The 12328-nt window shown below is 63.4% G+C and carries 9 protein-coding genes; 4 read left to right on the top strand and 5 right to left on the bottom strand.

The window, feature by feature from the left end; translation table 11 throughout:
- Both RMO81_RS14710 and RMO81_RS14705 read right to left on the bottom strand, forming a co-directional pair.
- A partial coding sequence (locus RMO81_RS14710) for an amidohydrolase family protein (RefSeq protein ID WP_310476662.1) occupies window positions 1-887 on the bottom strand: 887 nt, incomplete at its 3' end.
- 58 nt (window positions 888-945) lie between these two features.
- Window positions 946-2982 carry a ComEC/Rec2 family competence protein gene (locus RMO81_RS14705; RefSeq protein WP_310476661.1) on the bottom strand — a complete coding sequence of 679 codons (2037 nt, stop codon included), beginning with the start codon at window positions 2980-2982 and terminating at the stop codon, window positions 946-948.
- 210 nt (window positions 2983-3192) lie between these two features.
- Here RMO81_RS14705 and gltX point away from each other — a divergent pair, with 210 nt between their 5' ends.
- The 4 genes from gltX (at window position 3193) to RMO81_RS14685 (ending at window position 9329) form a co-directional block, all read left to right on the top strand.
- Window positions 3193-4653, top strand: a complete 1461-nt coding sequence (gene gltX, locus RMO81_RS14700; RefSeq protein ID WP_310476660.1) for a glutamate--tRNA ligase — start codon at window positions 3193-3195, stop codon at window positions 4651-4653.
- Window positions 4650-5930 carry a citrate synthase gene (locus RMO81_RS14695; protein ID WP_310476659.1) on the top strand — a complete coding sequence of 427 codons (1281 nt, stop codon included), beginning with the start codon at window positions 4650-4652 and terminating at the stop codon, window positions 5928-5930. The genes gltX and RMO81_RS14695 overlap by 4 nt, the downstream gene beginning before the upstream one ends.
- Window positions 5931-6013: 83 nt before the next feature.
- A complete protein-coding gene (locus tag RMO81_RS14690; protein WP_310476658.1) occupies window positions 6014-8197 on the top strand; it encodes a hypothetical protein in 2184 nt (727 codons plus the stop codon).
- A 283-nt stretch (window positions 8198-8480) separates the two neighbouring features.
- A complete protein-coding gene (locus tag RMO81_RS14685; protein WP_310476657.1) occupies window positions 8481-9329 on the top strand; it encodes a BamA/TamA family outer membrane protein in 849 nt (282 codons plus the stop codon).
- A 348-nt stretch (window positions 9330-9677) separates the two neighbouring features.
- Here the strand turns inward: RMO81_RS14685 and RMO81_RS14680 are convergent, their stop codons facing one another.
- From RMO81_RS14680 to RMO81_RS14670, 3 genes are all read right to left on the bottom strand, one after another.
- Window positions 9678-9971 carry a DUF1467 family protein gene (locus RMO81_RS14680; RefSeq protein ID WP_310476656.1) on the bottom strand — a complete coding sequence of 98 codons (294 nt, stop codon included), beginning with the start codon at window positions 9969-9971 and terminating at the stop codon, window positions 9678-9680.
- Window positions 9968-11614, bottom strand: a complete 1647-nt coding sequence (locus RMO81_RS14675; protein ID WP_310476655.1) for a ribonuclease J — start codon at window positions 11612-11614, stop codon at window positions 9968-9970. The genes RMO81_RS14680 and RMO81_RS14675 overlap by 4 nt, the downstream gene beginning before the upstream one ends.
- A partial coding sequence (locus tag RMO81_RS14670) for a type III pantothenate kinase (RefSeq protein ID WP_310476654.1) occupies window positions 11614-12328 on the bottom strand: 715 nt, incomplete at its 5' end. The genes RMO81_RS14670 and RMO81_RS14675, both read right to left, overlap by 1 nt.

Genomic DNA, 12328 nt, shown 5'->3' with positions numbered 1-12328 from the left:
CTTTCGAACATGCAGCGATCCGCGCCGAACGCGGCCACAGCCGTTTCGATCCAGGGCCGCCATTCATCGGCCAGCATGGCCGCCGTGGCCGGCGGATCGGCCATGAAACTGGCAAAGCCGCCGAACGGCATGGCCAAGCCGCCTACTTTCATCACCACGTTCGGGCAGGCTGCCAACACCTTGATATTACGAGCCCATCCCGCAAATTCTGGATCACGGCGACCAGCGTATGCGGCGGTGCCCAACGGCGTGGCGAGGTGATCGCAGATGATGCTGAGATCCGGCACGGCCCTGGCCATGGCAACGAGTTCGGGCAATTGCGGCGCTAGCAGCCAGCAATCATAGCTGAGACCCATGGCCGCCAGTTCGGCCAGGCCGGCGCGAAAGGCCGGCTGTGCCAGCAGGCCGGGCGGGTTTCTTTGAAGCATACCAAGCACCGCCGGGTCTGCATCCCAAGCAGGCGAATGGCGGATGCCACGAAACCGCGCCGGGGCGGCAGCAAGATGCGCTTCCAGCACCGGGCGCACGCTGGCACCCAGAGTGAGATCGGCATGGCCGACAATGCCGGCGCAGGCACGCATCGGGCCATAAAGGCCTGACGCGCTCATGGCGGCGACACCGTTCACGAATTCGGTTTCACCGACGCAGCGATACTCTGGCGGGCCATCGGCGCGGTAGAATGCGCCGCACTCCAGGAACACGGTTGCAACCACTTTGTGGCCGGCATTCGCATCGGCATTCAGCTGATCGAGCAGATAGAGCGGGCTGAGGCCGATCACCCGTTCAAAGTCGGTGGCGCCGGCGGCGGGCTGCGGCACAAAGCGCCGGTCCCACAGATGGTGATGCGGATCGACGATCGGCCGGGCGGGATCGATGATTTCGGTCATGGCGGGTCTCCTCAGTCACAGTTTTGGCCGGTGCGCCGTGCAGCGCAACTCTGCTTTGTCAGTATGTCCGGCGGCCGGCCGGGCGCTGCTGCCAGGGCCGATCACCGGCGGCATCAGCAGCGGTGTGCACGGCCCCTGCCCCATCCAGTCGAACGGTCGCGGCGCCGGTGCGGGCCAGTGCGGCGGCGTCCAGTTTCAGCCAGCGCGGCCGGCACCAGCCCGGCAGCCGGCGATCGGAAACAAGGATATCGGCCGCCGCGCAGGCCGGTTCGAAATCGCCGCGCGGAATCAGGCTGCGTCCTGTCGTGGCCAGCAGTCGCCAGTGCCGGCCACCCCGTTCCACATCGGCAACGCAGGCTTCGGCGGAACAGCGGGCGGATGGCAAAGTGCCGATCCAGACGGCGCTGGCGGGATCGCTGCCCACCGCCTCGGCCCAATTGTCCAGCAGGAAATCACCAACCCGCTCCCGGCTGTGCGCCAATCGGCCATCGGGCAATCGCAGCGCCAGGTGCCGGCCATCGCCGCTGATCAGCAGATCCGGCACCGGCGCTGCCTGCGCCAGCACGACCGCCGCCGCCATTGGTGCCAGCCCCCACCAGCGCGCCCGCGTGCGCCACAGCGCCAGCCACAGGCCGCCGGCTGCTCCCAACGCAAACACCGGCCCCGGGATCGCTGCACTGGTGATCACCGCGCCGGGCAGGCTGGCCGTGGTATCCGCCAGATCGATCAGCCACTGCATTGCCCAGCTGGCCAGCGGCCACAGCCACCCCAATCCCAGCGCTTCGGCCAGCAAGGCCAGCATCAGCGCCGGCATCACCACGAAACTGGTCAGCGGAATGGCGATCAGATTGGCGGCGATGCCATACAGGCCGCTGCGCCCGAAGTGATAGAGGCCGATGCCCGACAGCGCGAATTCGGCCACCAACCCAGACGCCAGCAGCGAGGCTGCAGCGCGGGCCAGCCATTGCCACCAGGGTTCATCCTCGCGCACCGCCGTCAGCCATTTGCCAAGCCGGCTTTCATACAGCGCAACGATGCCGATCACGGCGGCAAAACTCATCTGGAAACTGGCGCCAAGCAGGGCTTCGGGCCGCACCACCAATATGGCAAAGGCCGCCGCCGCCAGCAACCGCAGCGACAGCGCCTGCCGGCCCAGCATCATGCCGACGACGACAATGCAGGCAGCGATCACGGCGCGCACGGTGGGCACCTGCGCGCCGGCCAGCAGTGTATAGGCCAGCCCGGCCAGCGCGCCTGTGGCCAGCGCCAGCGTTGGCACGGGCGCCCGCAGCGCCAACCACGGCCACAGCCCGAGCAGACTGCGCGAAAACAGCGCGACGCTGCCCACCACCACCGCGATATGCAGCCCCGAGATGGACAACAGGTGCGCCAAACCGGCGTCGCGCATCGCTTGGGCCGTGGCGGGCGGAATCGCGCCCTGCCAACCGGTGACAAAGGCTGCCGCCACCGCGCCAACTTCGCCGGGCATGCGCGCGGTGATCAGCGTTTGCAGCTGGCCGCGCACCCCGGCCAGCCACAGTTGCGGGCCCGGCGGCGGCGGCGCCAGCAGCTGCACCGGCCCCAGCGCGACTCCGGTGGCGCCGATACCATCAAACCAGCTGCGGCGAGCCAGATCGAAACCGCCCGGCACCGCCATGCCGGCCGGCGGCGACAGCAGCGCGCGCAGCGAAACCACTGCCCCGGCTGGCACGGGTGGTTGCCCGGTCTGCACGTTGCCGCGCACCCGCACGCGCAGCCGTAAAACGCCTTCCGGAAGATCGGCGCCGGGCATCCGAGCAGATGGCGGAGGCACCAGCAGCAAGCGCTGCTCGCCAAAGGCCAAAGGCTCGGCACTTTCAACGCGGGCGGTGATCAGCGCAAACTGGCGATCGCCAAGAACCGGATGCTGGTTCAGCGCGACCCGCGCTTCGGTGACGCCCAGCCCGGCAAGCAGCAACGCTGCAAACCAGGCCAGCGGCCGCAGCCCCGCCAGGGCCAGGCCCACTGCCAGTGCCACCGCAGCCAGTGCCGCGGCCTGCCGCAACGGCGCCCACGGCAACGCAAACCACAGCGCGATGCCAGCGGCCAACGCCACCGGCAGCCACAACGGCAGGTGGGCGCGTTCGGCATCCAGCCAGCCATGCCAGCTGGCGGCCAGCCGCTGGCCAAGGCCGCGCCCTATGCCTTGCCCAATACTTCGCCTGGCTCCGGTTTGAATGGCGCCTGTCCTTCTGCTAACCACCCGGCATGATCCGTCTGTCCCTTCCGGCCAGACCCTGCAGCCCTAGGATTGGATGAAACGCGCATGAGCGCAAGCCACGGATTTTCCGGCAAAGTCGTCACCCGCTTTGCCCCTTCGCCCACCGGGTTCCTGCACATTGGCGGCGCCCGCACGGCGCTGTTCAACTGGCTGTTTGCCCGCCACCACGGCGGTGAATTCCACCTGCGCATCGAGGACACCGATCGCGCCCGCTCCACCGAGCCGGCAATCGCAGCGATTCTGGATGGCATGACCTGGCTGAAACTGAATTGGGATGGCGAGGTGATTTATCAGTTCAGCCGTGCGGCCCGCCATGCCGAGGTGGCGCACCAGCTGCTGGCCGCCGGCCACGCCTATCGCTGTTATGCAACGCCCGAAGATCTGACCGCCCTGCGCGAGGCGCAGCGCGCCGCAAAGCAGCCGATGCGGTACGATGGGCGCTGGCGCGACCGCACGGATTGGCCGAACGACACCGATTATGTGATCCGCCTGAAAGCCCCGCGCGATGGGGCCGTTACCATCGATGATCAGGTGCAAGGACCGGTGACGGTGAACAATGCCGAACTCGATGATTTCGTGTTGCTGCGTTCCGATGGCACCCCCACCTATATGCTGGCGGTGGTGGTGGACGATCACGACATGGGCGTAACGCACGTGATCCGCGGCGATGATCACCTGAACAACGCCTTCCGACAGCTGGCGCTGATTCGCGCCTGCCACGAAACAATGGGGCAGTGGCCTGAGCCAATTTATGCCCATATTCCGCTGATCCACGGCGCTGACGGCGCAAAGCTTTCCAAGCGTCATGGCGCCCTGGGCGTGGATGCCTATCGCGACGAGATGGGCCTGCTGCCGGAAGCGGTGGAGAATTATCTGCTGCGTCTGGGCTGGGGCCATGGCGATGCCGAGATCATCAGCCGCGACGAGGCGGTGCAATGGTTCGAATTGGGCGGGGTGGGGCGTTCGCCGTCGCGCTTTGACCTGAAGAAGCTCGAAAACCTGAACGGGCACTATTTGCGCGCCGCCGATGATGGCCGGCTGGTGGCGCTGACTGCCGGCCGCGTCGCAGCGACTCTGGGCCGCGAATTGACCGATACCGACCGGGCGCTTTTGCAGCGCACCATGCCGGAGCTGAAGAAACGCGCCAACAATCTCAATGATTTGGCAGGCAGCAGTCTTTTCTATCTTCGCAGTCGCCCAATCCCCATGGACGAAGGCGCCGCCAAGCTGCTAGCGTCTGCGACACCGGGACTGCTTGACCGTGCCCGGGCACGATTCGCCGCTCAGGATGACTGGACGGCCGCCGCACTGGAACAGGTGGCGCGTGAACTGGCGGAAAGCGAAGCGGCCAAGCTTGGCCAGATCGCCCAGCCATTGCGCGCTGCTGTCACCGGTTCGGCCCAGTCGCCCGGATTGTTCGAGGTTCTCGAAGTTTTGGGCAGGGATGAAGTGCTGGGGCGGATTGACGACGCCCTGGCGGGTCTAACGAAGGGAACAGAGCCATGACGGCCACGATCGGGATCAACGGGAACAGCGCCGACTATCCGGTGCACAAGGGCAGCATTGGCCCCGACGTCGTTGATATTCGCAAGCTTTATGCCAACACGGGCCGGTTCACTTTCGATCCGGGTTTTACCAGCACCGCGTCATGCGAATCCAAGATCACCTACATCGATGGCGATGAAGGCATCCTGTTGTATCGCGGCTATCCCATCGAACAGCTCGCCGAACAATCCAGCTTCCTCGAAGTCGCCCACCTGCTGCTGAACGGCGATCTGCCCAATGCGGAACAGAATGCCGATTTCACCCGCAACATCACCCGCCACACCATGATCCACGAACAGCTGGCGACCTTCTACCGGGGTTTCCGGCGCGACGCGCACCCGATGGCGATCATGTGCGGCATCGTGGGGGCCATGGCGGCCTTCTATCACGACTCGACCGACATTCATGATCCGCAGCAGCGCGTGATTGCCTCACACCGCATCATCGCCAAGATGCCGACGCTGGCGGCGATGGCCTATAAATATTCGATCGGGCAGCCTTTCCTTTATCCCGATAACAGCCTGAGTTTTGCCGGTAATTTCCTGCGCATGACCTTTGGCGTGCCAGCCGAGCCCTATGTGATCGATCCGGTTGTTGAAGACGCGATGGAAAAATTGCTGATTCTGCAGGCCGATCACGAACAGAACGCCTCCACATCGACCGTGCGACTGGCCGGTTCATCGGGTGCCAACCCGTTTGCCTGCATTTCGGCCGGCATCGCCTGCCTTTGGGGCCCGGCGCATGGCGGCGCCAACGAAGCCGCACTGAACATGCTGCGCGAAATCGGCACACCGGATCGCATCCCGGAATTCATCGCGCGCGCCAAGAACAAGGATGATCCGTTCCGCCTGATGGGCTTTGGCCACCGCGTGTACAAGAATTACGATCCGCGCGCCAAAGTGATGGCCAAGGTCGCCAAGAACGTGCTCGACAAGATGGGCGTCAACGATCCGATCTTCGACGTCGCCCGTGAACTTGAACAGATCGCCCTGAACGATCCCTATTTCATCGACAAGAAACTTTACCCCAACGTCGATTTCTATTCAGGCGTGGTGATGTCGGCGATCGGCTTCCCCACTTCGATGTTCACCGTGCTGTTCGCCATCTCGCGCGCTGTCGGCTGGATCGCGCAGTGGACCGAAATGATGGAGGATCCCGATCAGCGGATCGGCCGTCCGCGCCAGCTCTACACCGGCCACACCCACCGCGATTATCTGCCGATGGGTCAGCGCAGCTGATCGTCACCGCGGAAACCTGTGGATAGTTTTGTGAATCGGGGCTGCCGGCTTGAACGGCGGCCCCTTTTCCTGTTTGTGACATTATGGGTGATTTTCTGGCTCCTCCTGAACCGCGCCGTTGGCCCTGGATTCTGGCGATCATCGCCAGCCTGGCCTGGGCCGCTGCCATCATTGCCACCTGGGGCGCTGCCACTGGCGCGATTGCCGTGCCGGCTACGGTGCAGCCACTGCTGCTGACGCTCGCCGCACTGGCCGGCCCGGTGGGCGTGGCCCTGCTGGCCGCAGTGCAGTTGCGCGATGCCGGAGCCGTGAACGCCGCCCGCGCTGCCATTGCCGATACGCGCGCCACCCAGGCTGCCGAATGGCTGGAACACAGCGCCGAATCCCTTGCCCGGCTGGAAGAGCAATTGGCCGCCGCGACGGGCCGCATGGCCGCGATGGAAGCACCGGTGGCCAGCCATGGCAGCACCATCGCCGGCGTGGCCAATGCGCTGGACACTGCCAACAGCCGTCTGGCTGAAACCGTGGCGAGGGCCATCGCCGCCAGCACGGATTTTGCCGGCGCCATTCCCGTTGCCAGCGGCCAGGCCGAGGCCTTGAGCGAATTGATGAGCCGGGTGGACAACCAGCTGCGGAGCCAGTTGGCTGAAACCGAAACCCTGCTGGCCGGCCTGTATACCCGCGCCAGCGAAGCCGAAGCCGAAGCCCGGGCCGCCGCACAAGCCAGTCGCGGCGAGATCAATGCCCTTGCCCAAGCCAGCCAATCGGGCCTTGCCGCCATGGCCAGCGCCGCTGCGCAGGCCCGCGACGCGGTGGAAACGCCGATCGGCGCGCTCAACGCCGCGGTCGATGATGCCTTCACCCGCACCACCGCTTCCGTTGAGCAGACCCGCGAGGCCGTGCACGCCCAGACCAGCGCGATGCTGGCCAGTGTCGATCAGGCCCGGACCGCCCTGTCCCATATCGGCGGCGAAGGCGCGCGGGCGCTGGATGAACGGCTCGCCAGCCTGCAACTGCTGGCCAGCAAGGTGGCCGGTGAAATCGAAACCAGTGGCCGCAACGCGGCGGCGTTGGTGGACGAACTGGGCAACCGGGTCGAAACGCTGGAAACCCGCCTTGCTGCGGCCATCAGCAGCAACAGCAACGCACTTGCCGGGCTGGACGAGCGCGTGGCCAGCGCCAGCCAGCAATTGGCGGGGCTCACGGCGCCGCTGGGCGATGCCGATGCCGCGCTCTCCGCTGTTCAACTGCGGCTCGAAGCCATGGGCAGCGAAGCCAGCCGCACCATCGCGCTGTTCGCAGCGCAGTTGCCGGCCGGCGAGAGCCAAGTGAGCGCGCTGCGCGGCCAGATCGCCGGGCTGGAAGCGCAATTGGCCAGCATCAAGGAACAGGCCGCCACCCTGGCCGAACCGCTGGAATCGGGCAGCGCAACCCTGAACGATGCCAGCAACCGCCTGACCAGCGCCCGCGAAACCCTGACCGCCACGACAGACGAACTGGCCGACGCCATCGCCCGGGCCCAGGAACAGATGCGCACCCTGGAAGACGACACCAGTCGCCTGAGCCTGACCGCATCGGGCGACCTGATCGATACATTTGCCCGCGTACGCGAAGTGGCCGACAACGCCGCCGGCGCCATGCGCACCGCACTGGCCGGCGTGATAATGGAAGCCGAGGAAGCGCTGGACAAGGCCGCCATCAGCCGTACCGAAGCCGCCTTTGCTGCGCCAATCCGCGATCGCATCGAGGAACTGATGGAATTGCAGGGCCGTGCCGGAGATTCCGCACAGGCCGCCGCCGAACGCGTGGCGCAGCGGCTGATCGGGCTGGCCCGCTCCTTGTCCGACGTGGAAGCGCATGTGGACGCGGTGGAAACCCGCGCCGAAGTGCGCGCCCGCAATGCGCTGGGCCGCAGAGCCAATGGCCTGATCGACAGCCTGCAATCCAGCGCCATCGATCTGGCCAAGCTGCTGGACTACGACATCGACGACAAGACCTGGGCCGATTACGCCGCCGGCGACGCCAGCGCCATCGCCCGCCGCCTCGCCCACGGCCTCGACAGCGGTGCCGGCCGCCAATTCGTGCGCCACTTCACCCACGACGCCGAATTCCGCACCGAAGCCAGCCGCTACCTGCAGGAATTCGAATCGCTGGTGGCAGATGTCGTGCCGGAACGTGGCGGCGAAGCGCTGGGGGCGACTCTATTGTCGTCCACGTTGGGCAAGCTGTATCTGGCGATTGGGCAAGCGGCCGGGCGGTTCAATTGAGAGAGCCTCCGGCGGGCAGGGCCTGAGGCCCTGCACCCACTTTCGTTTTGTTGAGGCCCGTTGCCTCAATGAACGGCTAAGTCGGCGTAGCTGGCTTGCGCAGGAGCCATTTTAATGAGCTGTCTCCGGAATTGTTGCAAACCAATTGCACTATGTCCCCGGAACTCCGAAATTAATTAGTGCCCCCCGAAATCTCCTGCCGTTCGCTCGAAAGCTGATTTCCATCAATGATGTCTTGATGTATAGATCATCTAATGAGGTGCAAGAAATGGACTACCGGCGAATGTCGATTGTAGCTCGCGGACGCAGGGCGCGTCCGACATCAAGCGAGCCATCATCATTCGAAAAATTCGTCGCAATCAGTAATCTTGTTAGTGCTCTTGTTTTAGGTACGACCAGCGTCGTTCTTGGTATAGTCAGTTTCAATCTAAATCATGACTTTAACGAATGGCAGAAGAAGAATTCGATCAATCAAGACATTGATCAATTGAAGGTAAGGTGCGTTCAGACCGCGAATACCATACTCCTGTTTACTGCCGGCCGCAATGAACGAGAACAGAATGATATTCTTGCTAAAGGATCAACCGCCAATCCAGAATGTATGTCGCAGCACTTTAACATAATTAAATATCTAAACGCGTTTATAGTAAAGAATGCCGATCAATTTGGTTCGCGAATAGTATCACGATCGGCTGCCGTAGTGGTTGCTACTACTGGTAGATTTGATCGGTCAAAGTCTCCTGCGTCAGCGGACAGATTTGCCTTAGGTCAGCCTCAGTTAAGGGGGTTTGACATTAGTGGCGTAGGCCCCAATGTCATTCGCCGCAAGTCAGACGAGATTTTAGCTAACAGCCTCGGCGGCAAAGCCAATTATCTTGGTCCAAGCGAAGTTGCACTTCCACCAGCCGAAACAGCATCGAGCGAGGTTGGATTGCGCCCATGTACATTTATCGATAGCGGTATTATCTGGAAGCTACCTGGATGCAAATCTGACGCCCCTCGGCTAACCGGTGTTGGGGTCGATTGGAACAGCCCATTTGGTCCATTTCGCTTCGATATCGCTACAGCTTTACAACGGCAAGCAGGAGATGAAACCAAAACGTTTAACTTTAGTGTAGGCACACAATTCTAGTATATCTCAGGAATTCCGGGGACAGTGTAATTATTTCTCCCTCGGCGGTATAGACGCGATCGGATGATCGCCTCATGCGCATTAGCACTGCCTGCTGTCCTACACAGGGAAAGCCTGTCATCACGATAGCGTCTGGTGACCTTGCATGGATAGTGCGGGGCGGTTTGGAAATCCTGTATCCGACACGAAACGTAAGAAGTGTAACAACTGGGCAGCTGAATTATCGGCTCGATTACCAATTTGACGGCGTCTTTTTGCTCTTTGACAGCTTGAGACGGGCGCGCCGCAGGGGCCACTTGAAAACGAAAGTGGGAGCAGGGGCTCAGCCCCTGCCCGCCGGAGGCTCCTTTACCCTGCCTTCACCGGCGCATAAGGCCCGCGCGTCTGCCAGAAGGGCACATCGTCCACGCCGATCCAGCCATATTCATAATTGGCCATGAACAGGCCAAACAGCAGCCCGCTGATCAGCGTTGTCCACAGCAGCTTCTTGCCGATCATCGGGTTGCTGGGGGCGGAGCTGGCCTGGCCGGGGATGGGCTCACTGCCATCTTCATCGGCGGTGCGCACGCCGAACGGCAGGACGGCAAACAGGGTGAGCATCCAGAACAGCAGGTAGATGGCCAGCGCGGATTGCAGCTTCACAGGCGGGTTACCTGCACCTCGGTCACCGGCTTTTTGCCGGTCCATTCACGGGCGATGCGGCGCACGGCGACGCGGATGGCTTCGGCATAATGCTCGGGGCGTTTCGGATCGGCTTTGGCGGCGGCCTTTTCGGCGGCTTGCGCGCATTGGGCGAGGAAATCGTCCTTGTCTTCCTCCACCGGCACGCCGTGGGCGCTCACTTTCGGGGTGGCGGCTGGCAGGCCGTTGCGGCCGACCACGACGCTCACCGCAATCAGGCCATAGCTGGACATGCGGCGGCGTTCGACGATGGTGGCGCCGTCTGACGGCAGGATGACATCGCCATCCAGCACTAGGCGGCCGGCCTTTTCATGGCTGAGCAGCTTGGGGCCATCGGGAGCCAGGCGGATGGCGCTGCCGTTGATCGGCACCATGGCGCGCGGCACGCCGCAATCTTTCGCCAGCTTGGCATGTTCTTCCATGTGTCGGCGTTCGCCGTGCACCGGGATGGCGATTTCGGGCCGGATCCATTCATACATGGCTTCCAGTTCCGGCTGACCGGGGTGGCCGGAAACGTGGACGTGGGCCTGTTTTTCGGTGACGATATCGATGCCGCGCGTGGCCAGCGCGTTCTGGACGCGGCCGATGGACAGCTCATTGCCAGGGATCTGCTTGGAGGAATAGACGACGAGATCGCCCGGCTCCAGCCGCAGTTTCGGGTGGCTGCCTTCGGCAATGCGTGACAGCGCCGCCATTGGTTCGCCCTGCGCGCCGGTGCACAGGATCAGCACCTTGTTGCGCGGCAGGCCCATCGCCGTATCCCAATCGATGGGATCGGGCAGATCCTTCAGATAGCCGGTGGCGCGCGCGACGCCCACGATGCGATCCATCGAGCGGCCGGCGAGCACCAGTTCGCGACCACAGGCTTTCGCCACGGCGCCCAGCGTGCCCAGCCGGGCGGCATTGCTGGCAAAGGTCGTCACCAGCACCCGGCCCTGCTTGCGCGCCTTGATCAGGCGCATCAGCCCGTCTTTCACATCGCCTTCGCTGCCCGATGCTTCCGGATTGAAGACGTTGGTGCTGTCGCCGACCAACGCCAGGATGCCGCTGTCGCCGATGGCGGTCAGCTGCGCGGCGCTGGCAGGCGTGCCCATCTGCGGTGCATCATCCAGTTTCCAATCGCCGGTGTGGAAGATGCGGCCATAGGGCGTATCGATGATGAGCGCATTGCCTTCGGGGATGGAGTGGGCGAGCGCGACATAGGTGAAACCGAAGGGGCCGAGTTTCAGTGTGCCACCCATGGGCACGATCTTGAGCTTGACCTCGTCCTGTAGCCCCTCTTCCTCCAGCTTTTTCGCGATCAGGCCGGCGGTGAACGGGGTGGCATAAAGCGGCACCTTCAGATCGGCGGCGAGATAGGGGATGGCACCGATATGATCTTCATGGCCGTGGGTGAGCACGATGCCGAGCAGATCCTTGCGGCGTTCTTCGATGAAGGCGAGATCAGGCAGCACCACATCGATGCCCGGATAGCGCGAATCAGCAAAGGTCATGCCGAGATCGACCATCACCCATTTGCCCTGGCAGCCATAAAGATTGACGTTCATGCCAATCTCGCCGGAACCGCCCAAGGGCAGGAAAATCAACTCGTCACCAGGGGTCATTATGTTGGGTTCTTTGCGTTCAATTGATGCAGGCGGATAAGGCCCTTGATGGTCAGGTCGCCGTCGACATGGGCTATGGCAGCCGTATGGCGATGGAACAAGGTGGCAAGACCGCCCGTGGCAACCACGGTCACGGTGCCGGTGATTTCCTGGCACAGGCGCTTCACCAGCCCTTCGATCAAGCCGACATAACCCCAGAACACGCCTGACTGCATGGCGTGGACGGTGCCCTTGCCGATGGCACCCTCGTTGCCCGGCGGCGGTTCGACCGCGATGCGCGGCAATTTGGCGGCGGCCTGATAAAGCGCGTCCATCGACAGGTTGATGCCCGGCGCGATCGCACCGCCCTGATAGGCACCGTCGGCTGAGACCACATCGAAGGTGGTGGCGGTGCCGAAATCGACGATGATCAGATTGCCCGGCCACAGCGCATGGGCGGCAACGGCGTTGACCAGACGATCGGCGCCAACTTCGGCCGGGTTGGGCAGATCGATCGCCAAGCCCAAATCAATCTGGCCAATGGCGACCACCAGGGGTTCGACGCTGAAATATTTGCGGCACAGGCGCTGCAGATTGAACAGGGTTTGCGGCACCACGGTGGAGATGATGGCGGCATCGACACTGCCCATCGCCACACCTTCCAGCGCCATCAACTGGTGCAGCCACACCGCATATTCATCGGCCGTACGCTGGCCATCGGTGGAAATGCGCCAG

This window comes from Sandarakinorhabdus sp. (assembly GCF_031422795.1).
GTDB lineage: Bacteria > Pseudomonadota > Alphaproteobacteria > Sphingomonadales > Sphingomonadaceae > Sandarakinorhabdus.
The sequence above is the reverse complement of the archived record's forward strand: the minus strand, read 5'-3'. Positions and strand labels throughout refer to the sequence as shown.

Excerpts from the sequence above, each read along its gene's own strand:
- gltX (WP_310476660.1), top strand. The coding sequence starts at position 3,193 with ATGAGCGCAAGCCACGGATTTTCCGGCAAAGTCGTCACCCGCTTTGCC.
- RMO81_RS14695 (WP_310476659.1), top strand. The coding sequence starts at position 4,650 with ATGACGGCCACGATCGGGATCAACGGGAACAGCGCCGACTATCCGGTG.
- RMO81_RS14690 (WP_310476658.1), top strand. The coding sequence starts at position 6,014 with ATGGGTGATTTTCTGGCTCCTCCTGAACCGCGCCGTTGGCCCTGGATT.
- RMO81_RS14685 (WP_310476657.1), top strand. The coding sequence starts at position 8,481 with ATGTCGATTGTAGCTCGCGGACGCAGGGCGCGTCCGACATCAAGCGAG.
- RMO81_RS14675 (WP_310476655.1), bottom strand. The coding sequence starts at position 11,614 with ATGACCCCTGGTGACGAGTTGATTTTCCTGCCCTTGGGCGGTTCCGGC.